This is a genomic window from Tenacibaculum sp. UWU-22 (assembly GCF_041021355.1).
Taxonomy (GTDB): Bacteria; Bacteroidota; Bacteroidia; order Flavobacteriales; family Flavobacteriaceae; genus Polaribacter.
Genome location: NZ_JBFNGP010000002.1, coordinates 1 through 19,374 on the forward strand (window position 1 = coordinate 1; position 19,374 = coordinate 19,374).

16 protein-coding genes are annotated in these 19,374 nt (G+C 32.6%); 8 read left to right on the forward strand and 8 right to left on the reverse strand.

From position 1 onward, the window contains the following. Positions 1 to 2,708 (forward strand): T9SS type B sorting domain-containing protein (locus AB2B44_RS05310; protein ID WP_369048534.1); only part of this gene is annotated, 2,708 nt, incomplete at its 5' end. A gap of 82 nt (positions 2,709 to 2,790) precedes the next feature. Continuing rightward, a complete protein-coding gene (gene uvrB, locus AB2B44_RS05315) occupies positions 2,791 to 4,779 on the forward strand; it encodes an excinuclease ABC subunit UvrB (protein WP_369048535.1) in 1,989 nt (662 codons plus the stop codon). 276 nt (positions 4,780 to 5,055) lie between these two features. On the opposite strand, the gene AB2B44_RS05320 is transcribed toward uvrB, so the two are convergent. From AB2B44_RS05320 to AB2B44_RS05340, 5 genes are all read right to left on the reverse strand, one after another. Then, on the reverse strand, positions 5,056 to 5,316 hold the full coding sequence (locus AB2B44_RS05320) for a Txe/YoeB family addiction module toxin (protein WP_369048536.1): 261 nt from the start codon (positions 5,314 to 5,316) through the stop codon (positions 5,056 to 5,058). Further along, entirely contained in the window at positions 5,317 to 5,565 is a 249-nt protein-coding gene (locus AB2B44_RS05325; protein ID WP_369048537.1) for a type II toxin-antitoxin system Phd/YefM family antitoxin, read from the reverse strand. It abuts the gene before it with no gap. Between the two features lie 268 nt (positions 5,566 to 5,833). Beyond that, entirely contained in the window at positions 5,834 to 6,349 is a 516-nt protein-coding gene (locus AB2B44_RS05330; RefSeq protein WP_369048538.1) for a flavodoxin family protein, read from the reverse strand. Between the two features lie 25 nt (positions 6,350 to 6,374). Further along, complete coding sequence (locus AB2B44_RS05335) at positions 6,375 to 7,277, reverse strand: anti-sigma factor (protein WP_369048539.1); 903 nt, start codon at positions 7,275 to 7,277, stop codon at positions 6,375 to 6,377. A 112-nt stretch (positions 7,278 to 7,389) separates the two neighbouring features. Then, positions 7,390 to 9,654, reverse strand: a complete 2,265-nt coding sequence (locus tag AB2B44_RS05340) for an aconitate hydratase (RefSeq protein WP_369048540.1) — start codon at positions 9,652 to 9,654, stop codon at positions 7,390 to 7,392. 310 nt (positions 9,655 to 9,964) lie between these two features. Between AB2B44_RS05340 and AB2B44_RS05345 the strand changes: the two genes are divergently transcribed. The 3 genes from AB2B44_RS05345 to secA all read left to right on the forward strand — a co-directional run bounded on the left by AB2B44_RS05345 (position 9,965) and on the right by secA (position 14,339). Continuing rightward, positions 9,965 to 10,540: a cob(I)yrinic acid a,c-diamide adenosyltransferase gene (locus AB2B44_RS05345; protein ID WP_369048541.1), complete on the forward strand. Its 576-nt coding sequence runs from the start codon at positions 9,965 to 9,967 to the stop codon at positions 10,538 to 10,540. 90 nt (positions 10,541 to 10,630) lie between these two features. Next, a complete protein-coding gene (locus AB2B44_RS05350) occupies positions 10,631 to 10,852 on the forward strand; it encodes a DUF2795 domain-containing protein (RefSeq protein ID WP_047789198.1) in 222 nt (73 codons plus the stop codon). A gap of 148 nt (positions 10,853 to 11,000) precedes the next feature. After that, a complete protein-coding gene (gene secA / locus AB2B44_RS05355; protein ID WP_369048542.1) occupies positions 11,001 to 14,339 on the forward strand; it encodes a preprotein translocase subunit SecA in 3,339 nt (1,112 codons plus the stop codon). Between the two features lie 416 nt (positions 14,340 to 14,755). Here secA and AB2B44_RS05360 read toward each other — a convergent pair whose 3' ends face one another. The 3 genes from AB2B44_RS05360 to AB2B44_RS05370 form a co-directional block, all read right to left on the reverse strand. Further along, positions 14,756 to 15,574: a hypothetical protein gene (locus tag AB2B44_RS05360; RefSeq protein ID WP_369048543.1), complete on the reverse strand. Its 819-nt coding sequence runs from the start codon at positions 15,572 to 15,574 to the stop codon at positions 14,756 to 14,758. A 64-nt stretch (positions 15,575 to 15,638) separates the two neighbouring features. Continuing rightward, positions 15,639 to 15,818 carry a hypothetical protein gene (locus AB2B44_RS05365; protein WP_369048544.1) on the reverse strand — a complete coding sequence of 60 codons (180 nt, stop codon included), beginning with the start codon at positions 15,816 to 15,818 and terminating at the stop codon, positions 15,639 to 15,641. 2 nt (positions 15,819 to 15,820) lie between these two features. After that, positions 15,821 to 16,390 carry an RNA polymerase sigma factor gene (locus AB2B44_RS05370; RefSeq protein ID WP_369048545.1) on the reverse strand — a complete coding sequence of 190 codons (570 nt, stop codon included), beginning with the start codon at positions 16,388 to 16,390 and terminating at the stop codon, positions 15,821 to 15,823. Between the two features lie 232 nt (positions 16,391 to 16,622). Between AB2B44_RS05370 and AB2B44_RS05375 the strand changes: the two genes are divergently transcribed. The 3 genes from AB2B44_RS05375 (at position 16,623) to AB2B44_RS05385 (ending at position 19,365) form a co-directional block, all read left to right on the forward strand. Further along, a complete protein-coding gene (locus AB2B44_RS05375; protein ID WP_369048546.1) occupies positions 16,623 to 17,486 on the forward strand; it encodes an RNA polymerase sigma factor RpoD/SigA in 864 nt (287 codons plus the stop codon). A 170-nt stretch (positions 17,487 to 17,656) separates the two neighbouring features. Next, a complete protein-coding gene (rpe, locus tag AB2B44_RS05380; protein WP_369048547.1) occupies positions 17,657 to 18,322 on the forward strand; it encodes a ribulose-phosphate 3-epimerase in 666 nt (221 codons plus the stop codon). Between the two features lie 401 nt (positions 18,323 to 18,723). Next, positions 18,724 to 19,365, forward strand: coding sequence for a GNAT family N-acetyltransferase (locus tag AB2B44_RS05385; protein WP_369048548.1), 642 nt, complete (start codon positions 18,724 to 18,726; stop codon positions 19,363 to 19,365). The last annotated feature ends 9 nt before the right edge of the window (positions 19,366 to 19,374 follow it).

Genomic DNA, 19,374 nt, shown 5'->3' on the forward strand with positions numbered 1-19,374 from the left:
TTGATGACAACGGTGTTGTAATTAATAATACCGATGGGTATACCACACCCAGCTCAAATTACACCACCCCTGCCCCAATTGCCTTAAACACTCCTTTTGAAGATGTTAGTTTTTGTGAAAATTCTAATGGCACCATAACTGTCGATTCTAATGCCGATCAATTTCAATGGCAACAAAGCACTGACGGAACAAATTGGAATAATTTAGCCAATAACACTACCTACAGCGGAGTGAATACCAAAGATTTAGAAATTGCGAATACCCCTTTAACCCTCAATAACTATCAATATAGGGTTATTTTAAATAGAACAGGTAACAGTTGCGATTATATCACTAACGCAATTACGCTAACCGTACATGAAAAACCTACTATAACCTCACCTGTTACCTTAAAACAATGTGACGACGATACCGATGCCTATACTTATTTTAATTTAACCGAAGCAAATAGCTTAATTTCTAACAATAGTAATAACGAAACATTTAGTTATTTTAATTCGTTGGCAGACGCAGAAAACAACAAAAATCCTATTAAAAACGACACTTCTTACCAAAATAAAACCCCTTCTAGCGATACAGTTTACGCAAGAATTATTAATGCAAATGGATGCTATAAAACAGCCACTGTTAATTTAATTGTTTCAACCACCAAGGTTCCTTCATCATACAAACGAAATTTTGAAGAATGCGATGATTTTTTAGATGTTAATGGTAATAACACCTCTAATAACGATAATGCTGACGGAATTACATCATTTGATTTTAGCAGTGTTAAATCTGAAATAGAGTCGTTTTTTTCTGCTCCTGGTCAAAGAATAACAGCTACTTTTTATCGCAATCAAAGTGATGCTCTTGCCGAAGAAAATGAAATTACTAATACCACAAAATATAGAAATATAGGATACCCAAATACGCAACAAATTTATGTTAGAGTAGAAAGTGATATAGATAACAGTTGTTTAGGTTTAGGCCCTTATGTTAAATTAACCGTAATTAGTGTACCTATTGCAGAACAGGTTTCCGATTTAGTGCTTTGTGATGATGATACCGATGGTTCTAATACAAATGGATTTGTTCAAAATTTTGATTTAGAAAGTCAAACACCTACTGTTTTAGGAAATCAAGACCCAGCTACTTTTCAAGTAACCTACCACAGTAGCAAAACTGATGCAGACAATGGAAACAACCCCTTGAGTTCTCCTTTTACAAATACTATTGCTCACCAACAAACCATTTATGTTCGGGTTACTAATAAAAATACGGGATGCTATACAAGTAATACCACTTTCAACCTTATTGTAAATCCTATACCTATTGCTAATCATGTAGACAATTTACAAGTATGTGATGATGATTCTGACGGGTCGGCTCGTAATGGGTTTGCTCAAAATATTAATTTAGAAAGTCAAACTTCTGGTATTTTAGGAAGTCAAGATGCCGCCTCTTATACCGTAACCTATCACGCTTCGCTTGCCGATGCTCAAAATGGAACAAACCAATTAACCAGTCCTTTTTCTAACACAAAACCTCATAAACAAACTATTTACGCTAAAATTATTAGCAATAAAACCAACTGCAGTAGTAATATTTCAACTTTCAATGTACTGGTTAATCCCGAACCACTTGCTAATCCAGACCCTTTGAACCCAGTATCAAACCTATCTATGTGTGATGATTTAACCGATGGAGATGACACCAATGGTATTGTACAAAATTTTGACCTCGATAGTCAAATACCTGATATTTTAGGTGCTTCACAAGACCCCGATGATTTTATTGTAACTTTTCACCTATCTAAAGCAGAAGCCTCTAGCGGAACAAACTCTTTACATTCGCCTTTTACCAATACCATTGCCCACCAACAAACCATTTACGTGCGAGTACAAAACAAAGCAACAGGTTGCGTTAACGATAATTTTTCTTTTCTACTAATTGTTTATCCAATACCCGATTTCGAGGTAACCTCACCTCAATATATTTGTTTAAACAATACCCCTCTTACCTTACAAGTTGAAAATCCTGATGGTGAATACACCTATCAGTGGAAAGATACTAATGGAAATAATCTAGGTACTGATATTTCTCAAAATGTTTTTGAACCTGGTAAATATACCGTTACAGCAACTACCACAAATGGCTCTGAATGTTCTAAAACAAAAACCATTATAGTTAACCAATCAAATATTGCAACCCTTACATTAGACGATATTATAGTTAAAGATGGCACACACAGCAATACTATTAGTATCAACAATAACAATCATAACTTAGGCGAGGGCGATTATGAGTTTTCACTATTATACCCTGATGAAACTACAGCTGTCGATTATCAAGACAGCCCTATTTTTGAAAATTTAGAAGGTAATATTTACACGGTTTTAGCACGCGATAAAAACGGTTGTGGGGTTGCTCGTATAGATGTATCGGTTATGGAATTTCCTGACTTTTTTACCCCCAATGATGATGGATATAATGATACTTGGCAAATAAAAGGCGTAAATGCTAGTTTTTACCCTAAAAGTGAAATCTATATTTTTAACAGAATGGGTAAAGTACTTAGCAAACTAAGTCTTGATAGCAATGGTTGGGACGGAACCTACAAAAATAAACTAGTTTTACCAGACGATTATTGGTATAAAATTACCCTAATTGATAAAAAAGGAAATATTCATACTAAAACGGGGCATTTTTCACTTATTAGAAAATAAATTAGTTAACACAATACGGATATAATTTTATCCATAAAAAAACATATGGTTTTTCTTTAAAACAATCCGTATTTTTGTTTATATGGAATTCAAGCTTGTATCTAAATTTAAACCAACGGGAGATCAACCTCAAGCTATAGAGCAATTAGTTTCTGGAATACAATCTAACGAAAAAGACCAAACGCTATTAGGAGTAACAGGCTCTGGAAAAACTTTTACGGTTGCCAATGTAATTAATACGGTACAACGTCCTACATTAGTATTGGCTCATAATAAAACTCTAGCAGCACAACTATACTCTGAGTTTAAACAGTTTTTTCCTGACAATGCTGTTGAATATTTTGTTTCGTATTACGATTATTATCAACCCGAAGCATACCTGCCTGTAACGGGTACATATATTGAAAAAGATTTATCGATAAACGATGATATAGAGCGGTTACGAATTAGCACTTCATCATCTCTACTTTCTGGTAGACGCGATGTTTTAGTGGTGGCATCGGTTTCTTGTTTGTATGGAATTGGAAATCCAATTGAATTTAAAAAGAATACAATCACTATAAAAACAGCACAACAAATTTCACGAAGTAAATTTTTGCATCGCTTGGTTACGAGTTTATATGCAAGAACAGAAACCGAAATTAAAAGCGGTACCTTTAAAGTAAAAGGAGATGTAATTACAATATACCCTTCTTATGGAAACAATGGTTACCGAGTTCATTTTTTTGGAGATGAAATAGATGAAATAGAATTATTTAATCTAGAAAGTAATGAGATTATTAATAAATTAGATGAACTAACAATTTATCCTGCCAATTTATTTGTAACCTCTCCTGATGTTTTGCAAAACGCCATACATCAAATTCAAGACGATTTAGTAAAACAAGTTAATTATTTTAACGAAATAGGTAAACCCTTAGAAGCAAAGCGTTTACAAGAACGAACAGAATTTGACTTGGAAATGATTAGAGAGCTAGGATATTGCTCAGGAATTGAAAATTATTCTCGTTATCTAGACGGTCGTAAAGCGGGCTCTCGTCCCTTTTGTTTATTAGATTTTTTTCCGGAAGATTATTTAATGATTATTGATGAAAGCCATGTAACCATACCACAAGTTCATGCAATGTATGGGGGCGATAGAAGCAGAAAAGAAAATTTAGTAGAATATGGCTTTCGCTTACCTGCGGCAATGGATAATCGTCCATTAAAATTTGAAGAATTTGAAAGTCTACAAAATCAAGTAATTTACGTTTCTGCAACACCTGCCGAATATGAACTACAAAAAACAGAAGGTATTTTTGTAGAGCAAATTATTCGTCCAACTGGATTATTAGACCCTGAAATTGAAGTAAGACCAAGCCTTAATCAAATAGACGATCTAATCGAAAAAATTCAAATAAGAGTAGAAAAAGATGAACGCACCCTTGTAACCACCTTAACCAAACGTATGGCTGAAGAACTAGCAAAATATTTAACACGCATACAAGTTCGTTGTAGATATATTCATTCTGATGTTGATACCTTAGAGCGGGTTGAAATTATGCAAGATTTGCGTAAAGGGCTTTTTGATGTACTGATAGGGGTAAACCTATTACGGGAAGGTCTTGATCTTCCTGAAGTATCTTTAGTAGCTATTTTAGATGCCGATAAAGAAGGGTTTTTACGCTCGCATCGTTCACTTACACAAACTGTGGGTAGAGCTGCTCGAAATGTAAACGGCAAAGCGATAATGTATGCCGATAAAATTACGAAGAGTATGCAATTAACAATTGACGAAACAAATCGTCGAAGAGAAAAACAAATAGAGTATAATACCCTAAACAAAATTACACCGAAACAAATAAACAAAAAAATAAACAACACTCTATCTAAAAGTGCTATAAGCTCTTATCATTATGACAATGCCATTAAAAAAGTAGCCGAACAAGATTTAGTATATGCATCAAAAGAAACAATAGAAAAAAAGATTAGAGAAAAACGAAAAGAAATGGAAAAAGCAGCAAAGGCTTTAGATTTTATTGTAGCTGCACAATTACGTGATGAAATTGCTTTATTGAAAGAAAAATTGTAGCGAAACTACAACCGCTATAGATATAACTGGCATAGCGACACCTATACTCAAAACTTCAAGGCAAAAAAGGCTTTCACCAAATACCCCCTTTATAATGCAAATTATACAAACATAGCTTAGGGTTATTATTTTTTGTATAGCTCTTTGTTTTCTTAAAGCAATGTGTTACAAGTGCATTGATACATAAAAACTTACATTGTGGTAGCTGGCGGGAGAATAAAAAAACAGGGAAATCCACAAAGTCTAAGCGGGGAGAATTTTTTTGCCCTAGAGATTTTACTTTCCGTAATGGTAACGACAAGCTGCAATTAACAACTGATGGTTTTCGTATTTATAAACCAATCGATGTTCCGATGTGATTCGTCTTGACCAATAGCCTTGCAAATCTCCTTTTAAAGCTTCAGGTTTTCCGATTCCTTCAAAAGGTGTTCGCATACAGCTTTTAATAAGTTCGTTAATTCGTTTTACTATTTTCTTATCGACTTTCTGCCAATACAAATAATCTTCCCAAGAAAACGTAGACCAAGTTAATTTCATCTATTCGATTAAGCCTTTTTCCATACCGTTTCCTGTTTCTAATTCTTTGATAGAGTTTAATAAAACATCTCTATTTTTTCCTGTTAGCAGATAGGTGGTTTCTTTTAATGAGTTGTATTCATCCAATGATATTAAAACGAGGTCTTTACCATTTTTACGCTTGATAATAACGTCACTTACATCATTGATTACTTTATCAAACCAATGCTTTAGATTTGAACGAAAGTCTGTGTAATTTACTGTTTCCATAATGCAAAGATAACAAAAAAAGAACTTATTTAAGTACTTTTTACTTAATGTTTAACTAATTGAATGAAAGCTGTTAACGATTTTGTGTAGGTTTTCTAAACACAAATAAATCTTGTACTATTATTGGTTCGTTTAAACTTGCATCATCATTATAAGTTTCCACAAGTACATTATTACCCAAAATAAACATCTTTTTTTTTATAAATCTTTCAGTTACACTAGCAACTTTTGAATCCCAAACAATACTCTTATTTCCTTTTGCCCCTATTCACTCAATACAATCATCTGCTTCCAATTGTTCAATCAATTTTATAAAATTTGTTATTTCTATTTCATTATTTTCTCCTGTTATTGTATGAATATTTCCAACATAATCCATCCCTAAATATTTTGCTGTTTCAGAAAAAGGAAGCCAAAAATTTTCTCCAAGATTATTCCCATTTGAACAACTTATCACAGCCATTTTTTTTCCTCGCAACTTTTTTCCAAGTTCTTTTTCAATAGTTAACAAATCTGTAAATCGATCAAAAAACACTTTCATTATTCCACTCATTGAATACCAGTACACTGGTGTTACAAAAATGAGTGTTTTGTATTTTTTAATAATTATTTTCATTAAACTTAGATAATCATCATTTCTATTATCATGCTTATAGTTATAATAGCTAAATTGATAATCATTTAAATTAACCAAATCCCATTTTGATTTTTCAATCAATTGCTTTGTTAAACTTACTGCATCTCCATCATTTCTTGAGCTCCCAACTATTAGTACTTTTTCCATTCAACTTTGTTTTTGCCCCAATAAACTATCTTAAAGCTGTACCTGATAAAACAGTAACTGAACCCGCTTCTAAATCATAGCTTTTATGCACTACTGCATCGCTAGAAATATCTAGTTCTAATGGCTTTAAAACAAACGGTTTTACACTATTATCAGGGTTAGGTTCTACAGAAATAACAACTTTAGCTCCTCTTAAATCTGTTGGAAAAGTTACCCCTACTGCTTGACCCGTAAGGTAATCTTCTCCTGGAAAATCAGGTCCGTTATTTGCCGTTCCTTTATAAGATGAACTTGCTGCGTTATCATCTGCCATATCAACCTTAACAAAAGTACCTGTGCTAACAGGTTTATTATAAAAAAGAACCCAACCTTCGTATTTCCATCCTTCCGATAAAGTAGGTAACGACAAACCTGCTATTGAGGTGCCTGTAGTATTATCTACAAACCAAACCCCACTTAATTCATTGTCAATTGAACCATCTGTTGGGGTGGCTAAAATAAATTTACCCTCAGCATCCGCTAAAGAACCTATAGCACTTGTAGAAGATACAACACTATTATCCGAATTTATTGCCGCAGTATTTCCTTCAAAATCACCCGATAAAATTTTTGTGCTCGCTGGTAAAGCATCTGTATCTGGATTGGGCTCAACACTCACTTCAAATCTTGTGGCTGCTGCCAACTGTGAAGTATTAACTACAAAAGAAGTATTAGAAAGGTTTCCTGAATCATCTACGGTAAAGGTACCTGTTGAAATTGGTTTACCATTTACTATTATCCATCCTTCATATTGATATTGAGTACCTAAGTTTTCTAAGCCACTAATACTTAATGTTAAAGATGAAGTTGACGAAATGTCATTATCACTACTACAAGCATTAAAAATAAAGGCTGCCAAAACAAAAATTGCTAAAATTATTTTTTTCATTCTTTAATTTTTTACGTTTATATTATTTAAGTGATAAATAATAGTTGAAATTACAAAAAAAACTCCAGAAAAAATATCTGGAGCTTTTTTAAAATTTCTATGTCTAGTAAGCCTAAGCGTTTTGCTTCTTAATCAAATTTAAAGCAGACCCCTCTTTATACCACTCTATTTGTCCTGCATTATAAGTATGATTAGCTAAAATAACATCTTTAGAACCATCGCTATGAACCACCTCTATAGTTAAAGGTTTTCCTGGTTGAAACTGGTTTAAATCTAAAAAGTTAAACGTATCATCTTCTTGTATTAAATCATAATCATTTTCGTTAGCAAAAGTTAAGCCTAACATTCCTTGCTTTTTTAAGTTGGTTTCGTGTATTCTAGCAAACGATTTAACTAATACCGCTACCACTCCTAAATGACGAGGCTCCATTGCGGCATGCTCTCTTGACGATCCTTCACCGTAATTATGATCACCCACTACAATGGTTTTTACTCCTGCTTCTTTATATGCTCTCTGTGTTTTTGGAACCGCATCATACGCTCCTGTTAATTGATTTTTTACAAAGTTTGTTTTTTTGTTAAAAGCATTTACTGCACCAATTAAACAGTTATTAGAAATATTATCTAAATGACCACGGTAGCGTAACCAAGGTCCTGCCATAGAAATGTGGTCAGTAGTACATTTTCCAAAGGCTTTAATTAATAATTTAGCCCCTTTAATTTCGTCTCCAATAGGAGTAAAAGGAGTAAGTAATTGTAATCGCTCAGACTCTGGGTCAACAATAACATTAATACCACTTCCGTCTTCTACAGGAGCCAAATATCCTGGATCATCTACAGCAAAACCTTTAACAGGTAACTCCCATCCTTTAGGTTCATCTAACATTACCTCCTCTCCTTCTTCGTTAATTAAAGTATCTGTAATTGGATTAAAATCTAAACGCCCTGAAATTGCGATAGCAGCTACCATTTCTGGTGAAGCTACAAAAGCATGTGTGTTAGGGTTTCCGTCGGCACGTTTAGCAAAATTTCTGTTAAACGAATGAACGATGCTGTTTTTAGGTGCTTTTTTAGGATCTTCGTAACGCCCCCACTGACCTATACATGGACCACATGCATTGGTAAATATTTTAGCATCTAAGTTTTCAAAAACTTCTAAAATACCATCTCGCTCTGCTGTAAAGCGCACTTGTTCTGACCCTGGATTTATACCAAACTCTGCTTTAGTTTTAAGCCCCTTATCTATGGCTTGTTGAGCAATTGAGGCTGCACGAGATAAATCTTCGTAAGAAGAGTTGGTACACGAACCTATTAGCCCCCACTCTACTTGTATTGGCCAATCATTTTCTTCTGCTTTAGCAGTCATAGTACCAACAGGTGTTGCTAAATCAGGAGTAAAAGGACCATTTAAATGAGGCATTAAATCGTCTAAGTTAATTTCAATTAATTGATCAAAATAATTTTCTGGATTTGCATATACTTCTGCATCACCCGTTAAATATTCTTTTATTTTATTTGCTTCGTCAGCTACTTCATCTCTTCCTGTAGCACGTAAATAACGCTCCATAGATTCATCGTATCCAAAAGTAGATGTGGTTGCTCCAATTTCAGCTCCCATATTACAAATAGTACCCTTACCTGTACAAGACATTGAGGTCGCTCCTGGCCCAAAATATTCTACGATAGCTCCAGTACCTCCTTTTGCAGAAACAATACCCGCTACTTTTAAAATAACGTCTTTAGGGGCCGTCCATCCAGAGAGTTTACCAGTTAATTTAACGCCAATTAATTTTGGGAATTTTAATTCCCAAGGCATTCCTGCCATTACATCAACAGCATCTGCTCCACCTACTCCAATAGCAACCATTCCTAATCCACCAGCATTAACCGTGTGTGAATCGGTACCAATCATCATTCCGCCAGGAAAAGCATAATTTTCTAAAACTACCTGATGAATAATTCCTGCACCAGGCTTCCAAAATCCAATTCCATATTTATTTGAAACTGATTCTAAAAAATTAAAAACCTCATTACTAGTATTTAATGCTGTTTGTAAATCTACAGACGCGCCTATTTTAGCTTGAATTAAGTGGTCACAATGTACTGTTGTAGGCACGGCAACTTTACTTTTTCCTGCCTGCATAAATTGCAACAATGCCATCTGTGCCGTCGCATCTTGACACGCAATACGATCTGGAGCAAAATCTACATAATCTTTACCCCTCTCAAAAGATTTTGTGGGTTTCCCGTCCCAAAGATGCGTATATAAAATCTTTTCTGCCAAGGTTAATGGTTTACCAGTAACTTTACGAGCTGTATCTACTCGCTCAACTACATTTGCGTAAACCTTTTTAATCATATCAATGTCAAAAGCCATATATTTAAGAAATTTTGAGTTTAAGTTGGGCAAAATTACATATTTTCTGCTGATTTTAAAAGATAAACAGTATTATATGACATTTAATAAATTTTTTATATTTTTTTTACCATAAACACAATTTATAATGTAAATAATTAATGCTTTTTATCGTTTTATCAAGTTACTTTACCCCCTTATATCATAACAAATCTTTGTAATTTTGATTTTTTAGCTTTAAAAACTAATTTACAAAATCTAATTAACTATTTTGTTATATCAAATGAGTTTATTAACAGTAAATAAATTGAAGAACTTAATTTTTATTTAAATGAAAATATATACTAAAACAGGTGATAATGGTACTACCAGTTTATTTGGCGGAATACGTGTACCTAAACATCATTTACGAATAGAAAGTTACGGAACAGTAGACGAATTAAATTCGCACATTGGTTTATTAAAAGATCAAGAAATTGAAGAATCAATAAAAAGTTCGCTTTTAAAAATTCAAAACGAATTATTTACCATAGGAGCTATGTTAGCAACGCCTCCTGAAAAAGAGGTTTTAAAAAATGGGAACGACCGTTTAAATATTACTAAAATCAGTATTGATGCTATCCAGTTTTTAGAAGACGAAATTGACGCCATGAATAAAAACTTGACACCTATGACTCATTTTATACTTCCTGGTGGTCATTCAACGGTGTCATTCTGTCACATAGCTCGATGTATTTGTCGTAGAACAGAGCGTTTAGTAACCGCCTTAAATGATAATGAAAGTGTAGATTTACATATTTTAATGTATTTGAACCGACTTTCTGACTATCTTTTTGTGTTGGCACGAAAATTGTCTAAAGACCTATCAGTAAGGGAGATTAAATGGATTCCTGAAAAGAAAAAATAAGTTCTTTTTTTATCAATTTTCACATTTTTCAAAAAAAACTTGACTTTTTCAGTAAAAAAATTACTTTTGCAGAAATTAATATTTTAAGAAATGTATTGGACACTTGAATTAGCATCGTACTTAGCCGATGCACCTTGGCCCGCTACTAAAGACGAACTAATAGATTATGCTATTAGAACGGGAGCACCGTTAGAAGTAGTAGAGAACTTACAGGATATTGAAGATGAAGGCGAAGCTTATGACTCTATTATTGAGATTTGGCCCGATTATCCTACAGAAGAGGATTATCTTTGGAACGAAGATGAATACTAAAAAAATACAATGTAAAAAATATTTATAAAAAGTCTCTGTAGAGGCTTTTTTTTTGGGTAATTTTGAGCGCTAATATTTTTTTTCTTTTCAATACTTAAGATAAATAAAACAATACAGTTTTCTTAAACTGCAAAATACATACATAAAAATGAATATTTTAGACTCAGTTATTAAAGTTTTTGTTGGCGACAAACAAAAAAAAGATTTAAAAACACTACAACCTATTGTAGATAAGGTTACTGCCTTGGCAACAAACATTGGTAGTTTATCTAACGACGAATTACGAAATAAAACCGCTGAATTTAAATCAAGAATTACAGAAGCCACAAAACAATTTACAGATAAAATTTCGCTATTAGAAGAACAGGCAAAAAATGCCGATATTGACAAACAAGAGGCTATATATACCGAAATTGACACATTAAAAGACGAATCGTATCAAGCTTCCGAAAAAGTATTAGATACAATAATGCCAGAAGCTTTTGCCGTAATAAAAGAAACAGCAAAACGATTTGCAAACAATCAAGAAATAGAGGTTACAGCCACCCCTTTTGACAGAGAGTTGTCAAGTAAAAGACCTCATGTAACGTTAGAAGATGATAAAGCTTACTGGTCAAATTCTTGGGATGCCGCTGGTAAAGAAGTAACTTGGGACATGGTACATTACGATGTGCAATTAATAGGCGGGTCAGTATTACACCAAGGTAAAATTGCCGAAATGATGACTGGTGAAGGAAAAACATTAGTTTCTACTCTTCCCGTATATTTAAATGCTTTAACAGGTAATGGTGTACACGTGGTTACCGTAAACGACTATTTAGCAAAACGTGACCGCGCATGGATGGCGCCAATATTTGAGTTTCACGGATTAAGTACCGATTGTATCGACCAACACCAACCCAACTCAGAAAGTCGTAGAAATGCCTATAATGCCGATATTACTTACGGAACAAATAACGAATTTGGTTTCGACTACTTACGTGACAACATGGCTTCATCTAAAGAAGATTTAGTACAACGCGAACCTAATTACGCAATTATAGATGAAGTAGATTCAGTATTAATTGATGATGCACGTACCCCTTTAATTATATCGGGGCCTGTACCTCAAGGAGATCGACACGAATTTAATGAATTAAGACCTTTAGTAGCCGATTTAGTTTCGTTACAAAGCAAATACTTAGTAGGTGTATTAGCAGAAGCTAAAAAATTAATTTCTGAAGGAAACACAAAAGATGGTAGCTTTTTATTATTACGTGTATATCGCGGATTACCTAAAAATAAAGCCTTAATAAAATTTTTATCGCAAGAAGGTATTAAACAACTACTACAAAAAACAGAAAACTTTTATATGGCAGATAACAATAAGTTAATGCCAGAAGTTGATGCCGAGTTATGGTTTACTATCGAAGAAAAAAACAATCAAATATACCTAACCGATAAAGGAGTTGGACACCTATCAACCAAAACCAATAACGAAACTTTCTTTGTTTTACCCGATATTGGCGTTCGTGTTGGTGAAATTGAAAATAGTAATGCTTCAGCTGAAGATAAAGCACAACAAAAAGATGAGCTATATCGTGATTTTAGTATAAAAAGCGAGCGTATTCATACAATGAATCAATTATTAAAAGCTTATACGCTTTTTGAAAAAGATGTTGAATATGTAGTAATAGACAACAAAGTATTAATTGTTGACGAGCAAACAGGACGTATTATGGATGGTCGTCGTTATTCTGACGGATTACATCAAGCCATTGAAGCTAAAGAAAATGTAAAAATTGAAGATGCTACGCAAACCTTTGCTACCATTACCTTACAAAACTACTTTAGAATGTACCGAAAATTATCTGGTATGACTGGTACAGCGATTACTGAAGCAGGCGAATTTTGGGAAATTTATAAATTAGACGTTGTTGAAATACCCACTAATAAACCCATTGCCCGTGATGATAAAGAAGATTTAGTATACAAAACAACCCGTGAAAAATATAATGCAGTTATTGATGATGTTGTAAAACTAGTAAACCAAGGCCGCCCTGTTTTGGTAGGTACTACTTCAGTAGAAATATCTGAATTATTAGGGCGAATGTTACAAATGCGAAAAATACCGCATAATATTTTAAATGCAAAATTACACAAACGTGAAGCTGATGTTGTTGCCGAAGCTGGTAAATCTGGAATAGTAACCATTGCAACTAACATGGCTGGTCGTGGTACCGACATTAAATTAACCGATGAAGTAAAAGCTTCTGGCGGACTTGCCATTATTGGTACTGAGCGCCATGACTCTCGTCGAGTAGACCGTCAATTACGTGGTCGTGCAGGACGTCAAGGAGATGTAGGTTCTTCTCAATTTTATGTAGCCCTAGACGACAATTTAATGCGTTTATTTGGTTCTGAAAGAATTGCTAAAATGATGGATAAAATAGGCTTAAAAGATGGCGAAGTTATTCAACATTCTATGATAACCAAATCAATTGAAAGAGCGCAAAAAAAAGTAGAAGAAAACAACTTTGGTATTCGTAAACGATTGTTAGAGTACGATGATATTATGAATGCTCAGCGTGAGTTTGTTTACAAACGTCGTCGTAATGCTTTAGATGGAAAACGATTACAAATCGATATTGCCAATATGATTTACGATACTTGTGAATCTATTGTTACTGAAAACAAGTCTACAAAAGACTTTCAAAATTTTGAATTCGAATTAATTCGATTCTCTTCAATGACCTCACCTTTTTCTGAAGATGAGTTTAATAATTTATCTGAACGAGAAATTGTTGACAAGTTATACCAATTAATTACAGAGCATTATAAAAATAAAATAGAGCACAATGCAATTATAGCATTCCCTGTAATTAAAAACGTTTATGAAAACGAAGGAGACAAGTATCAACGTATTGTAGTACCTTTTACTGACGGTATAAAAACCTTAAAAGTAATTACCAATTTAAAAGATGCATACGAAAGTGAAGGAAAGTCATTAATTACTGACTTTGAAAAAAATATTACCTTAGCTATTATTGATGAAAACTGGAAAAATCATCTTCGAAAAATGGATGATTTAAAACAATCTGTTCAAAACGCATCATACGAACAAAAAGACCCTTTATTGGTATATAAATTTGAAGCTTTTGAATTGTTTAAATCTACCATTGATGAAATTAATAAAGAGGTATTGTCATTTTTATTTAAAGGAGAGTTACCTAATCAAAACAATCCTCAAATTTCAGAAGCTCAAGAACAAAAACGTGAAAAATTAGATTTACGAAAAGACGAAGTTCAAAATTCTACACAACAAGCTATTCAAAATTCGCAACAATCGCAACAACAACCTGTAGAAACCATTACTCGCGAACAACCTAAAATAGGTAGAAACGAACGAGTTACTATTAAAAACGTAATGAATGGAGAAGAAAAAATGGTAAAATATAAACAAGCTATTCCCTTATTAGAAAAAGGAGAATGGGTACTAAATAATTAAAATAATCATTCTTTATTTTTTATAGAATAACAAAAAGAGACTGTCTTAAAAGGCAGTCTCTTTTTTGTGCTTTTTTCTTTCCAAAAGAAAGAAAAACGGTACAATTCAAGCATACCAAAATCTATCAACATAAAATGAGAAAGGCTGCAAAAGCAGCCTTTCTTTTGTGAAATTATATTATTCACAATGAATTAGAAGTTTCCCCCAAAACTTTCTAATTCTATTTTATGTATCGTTTAAAAGACCGAAAAAACTATACTGCTTGTATAACTTTTTATAAATTTAAACTACGTTATAATTAACAAAAGCCCTTTGTTTTTATAATTTGTTAATTTAACTCGGTCTAACACAGAGTAACCTCTGATTCTGTATACTACGACACAGAAAAAATAAAAAGTCACAATTTTTTTTGAAAATTAACTAAGAATCGTAATTTTTGAATTTACAACGTCGGTAACAGGTAACACAACCTTTCCTTCTCTAGTATTTATAACCATGCAAATATTATCTATTGAAACAATAGTTCCTTTAACATCGTTAAACTGAATATTTTGCCCTATTTGAAAGTTTTTGCGAGAATAATATACATACAACATTCGTTTAATAATATCTCTAGAACCCAAACCAAAAGCTATAGTAAAAGAAACCAATATCGAAGCAATAATTAAAGTAAGGTTACTTTTAATTACTGAAGTATTAACCCCTGCTTGGTCTAATGCCGTTATAGAAAGAAAAACAACAATTAGATAAAAGGCAATATTTCCAAGCAAATTACCCCCTGTTATTTCAAGTGATTTTAACATTGTTTGAATAGCCTTTTTAACAAGTGTACCCACGTATACACCTGCCACAAAAATACCTAGAGCAGTTAATAATCTTGGTAAATAAGCAAAAAAGCTTTTGATGCCGTTAGAAACAGTATCCATACCAAAAATATTGGCTCCTGCCATTATAAAAATTAAAACCAAAAACCATTTAAAAACATTCAATATCAAATTTGTGAACACTACATTTATAGTAGTATTTCCAAAAATTTTGGTTTCACTTAATTTTTCTGACCATTTATCTATATTGGTTTTTGCTAAAATTTTTCTTAAAGCATAAATTACTAACTTAATAAATAACCATGAAAAAATTACAAACCCAATAAATTTAAATACTGTAGGTAAGGCAGCTAAAATATCTTGAAAAATTGATTGAAAAGGCTGTAAAAGTGCATTTTTAAATTCTGACATTGTTAAAATAATTTTAATCTAAGTAAGTGTTATATGTTTTTATTTATTTTTATTGTGCTTTTGTTTATTCGTCTTGTTTAGGGTCATCTTTTAATAGGTCAGCTAAAATACTAGGATAATTTACAACAAATAAATCAGCCATATCAATCATTAGCTTAACTTTTGCAACATCATTAAGAACGCGTTCCTTCAATACTTTCGGAACTTCTTCATTAGATAATATTTTCTTAAACGGATTTTCCATAATTACATCTCTTGACAAATTTTCACCACCTTTTCCTTCGCTCGTTTAATTCTCATTTTTACAGCACTAGCTCCTAACCCTAAAACCTCCTGAATTTCTTGAATACTCATATCATCTTGATATTTCATCAACAAAATCATTTTTTCTTGAGGATCTATCATTTCTAGTGCTTTTGCTAACTTGTCTGATTTTAACTCTAACAGGGTTGCATCATCAATTTCATCTATAGGTGATTTCTCTTTAATATTATCAGTAACTACAGTTACCTTTTCTTTTTTCTTCTCAACATTTCTTTGTACGTAATTCACACAAAAATTATACGTAAATGAATACAACCATGTTGAAAATTTAGATTTACCTTTAAATGTTCTTAATTTAACAAACAACCTTACAAATACGTCATGCGTAAGATCTTGTGCTTCTTCTTTATTTTTAGAAAAGCTATAACATCTGTTGTACACAACCTTTGCATACCGGTCATACAATACTGCAAACAAATGAGTGTCATTTGACTGCACTATCTTAAAAACCAGATCTTCATCAGTTAATTTTTTAGCTTCTATTATCCCCAATATATTTAGGTTAGTAATTTACTTCGTATTGAATACGTTATTTAACTCGACAATTAAAATACTTAACCCCTTTATTTACAAGAGATTATTTAAATTTTAAAAACTTTACTAAGATACTATTTTCTAATTATAAAATAAAAATAATAATATTTTTTGTAACAAAAAACATAAAAACAACGTATAAGTAAGTGTACGTAAGTATATTATTTTTAAAATTGTATAAATATCATAGATGAGACAACTTAAAATTACAAAGCAGGTTACTAATAGAGAAACCGCATCTTTAGACAAATATTTGCAAGAAATAGGAAAGGTAGATTTAATTACCGCAGACATGGAGGTTGAGTTAGCGCAACGAATCAAAGCTGGAGATCAACGAGCTCTAGAAAAATTAACAAAAGCAAATTTGCGTTTTGTTGTTTCTGTAGCTAAACAATATCAAAACCAGGGATTAACTTTACCTGACTTAATAAATGAAGGAAATTTAGGTCTAATTAAAGCGGCTAAACGATTTGATGAAACACGTGGGTTTAAATTTATATCGTATGCCGTGTGGTGGATTAGACAATCTATTTTACAGGCTTTAGCCGAACAGTCTCGTATTGTACGCTTACCATTAAATAAAATTGGCTCTATAAATAAAATTAATAAGATGTACGCTTTCTTAGAACAAGAAAACGAACGCCCACCTAGCGCCGAAGAAATTGCTAAAAAATTAGACATGACCGTTAATGATGTTAAAGAGTCGATGAAAAACTCTGGACGTCATGTGTCTATGGATGCCCCGTTAATAGAAGGAGAAGACTCTAACCTATACGACGTATTAAACTCAGGAGAATCTCCAAACCCAGATAAAACCCTATTACACGAGTCGTTACGTATCGAAATAAATAGAGCCTTAGAAACGCTTACCCCGAGAGAAGCTGATGTGGTTAAATTATATTTTGGGTTAGGCGAACACCAACCCATGACCTTAGAAGAAATTGGAGAAACATTTGATTTAACAAGAGAACGCGTTCGTCAAATTAAAGAAAAAGCTATTCGACGATTAAAACACACTTCTCGAAGTAAAATTTTAATGACCTATTTAGGCTAAAAAATCTTTTATAAATCAATTACCAATAGTTTTATTATCGTAAAACTGTTCGTTTTTTTGATTAGTGAATAGAAAACTCTCGCATACAACTTTCGAGAGTTTTCTATTTTATTGTACTCCGTATAGATTTAATTATATTTGCAGCAACAAACTAAAGCAACAAACAACAAATGAGCAAACTTATTGCCCCTTCAATTTTAGCAGCCGATTTTGCTAACTTACAACGCGACGTAGAAATGTTAAACAATTCTGATGCCGATTGGTTTCATGTAGATATTATGGACGGCGTTTTTGTTCCAAATATTTCTTTCGGAATGCCTGTTTTAAAAGCCATTTCTAAACATGCCAAAAAAGTTATCGATGTGCATTTGATGATTGTTGACCCTGATCGGTATATAGACATTTTCTCAAAATTAGGCGCAACAAATTTAACCGTTCATTACGAAGCTTGTACTCATTTACACAGAACCATTCAAGCTATTAAAGCCGCTGGTATGAAAGCTGGAGTTGCATTAAATCCACATACACCAGTATCTTCTTTAGAAGATATTATTAAAGACTTAGATTTGGTATGCCTAATGAGTGTAAACCCTGGTTTTGGCGGTCAGTCATTTATAACCAATACTTACAAAAAAATTAAACAATTAAAGCAGTTAATCGACACTTCTAACTCGCCATGTAAAATTGAAATTGACGGAGGGGTTACCGACCAAAATGCTGACGAACTAATTAAAGCTGGAGCAGATATTTTAGTTGCTGGAAGTTTTGTTTTTAAAAGCAATAACCCTACCCAAACCATATCAAACCTAAAACAAATTGTAACTAAAAGAAGCTAATTTTATTAAAAATAATAAGCCGTAAAAACAAAAAAGCTCATAATATCAAAAAGCTTTTATTTTTTTGTGATTAACAAAAATATTTTTATACATTTGCCCAATGTTGATAATAAAAGATATAACACGTAATCGTCTTCCCAGTTTTAGGGTACGACGCTGTAGTTTCTGTTAATCGTTTGTGTATAAAAACTTAATTACGTATTTTTATTTTTACTCTTTTGAAAACAATTTATCAAATACCATCTCTTACAAAACAAGTTATTGAAAACAATAACACGGCTTTCGTACGCCATTTTTTACCCCGCCGCCCGTAAGGGTATATTCTTAATTTACAGAACTCAGGTGTGTCCAGTTCTTTTTTTCAAACCAAAAAACAAAATAAATAACTTAAAATCAATTCAATGAAAATTGTAATTGCTGATAAATCGCATAGTATATATGCAACCACTATTTGCGAAACTATTGAATCTGCTGCAAAAGTTAGAGGTACTGGAATTGCAAAACGTAAACCATCGTATATTATTGAAAAGATGGAAAAAGGTAATGCTGTAATTGCTTTAGATAATGATATTTTTGCTGGATTTTGCTATATAGAATCGTGGAGCCACGGAAAATTTGTAGCAAATTCAGGACTAATTGTTCATCCTGATTACAGAGGTATTGGACTTGCTAAAAAAATAAAAAAAGTAGTTTTTGAACACTCAAGAGCCAAATTTCCTAATGCAAAAATATTTAGTATTACTACTGGCTTAGCCGTAATGAAACTAAATAGCGATTTAGGCTACAAACCCGTTACTTTTTCTGAACTTACCGACGATCAAAGTTTTTGGGACGGTTGCCAAACTTGTAAAAACTACGATGTGTTACAAAGAACCAATCAAACAATGTGCTTATGCACTGGAATGCTATTTGACCCTAACAGCAATAACAATAACCATAACGATTCTAAAAAAATAAAAGACAAAGTGTTTAATCGATTAAAACGCATAAAACAAACATTGTTTTTAAAAAAACAACAAACACCCCCTTCAAAAAACGATTAAAACACAAAA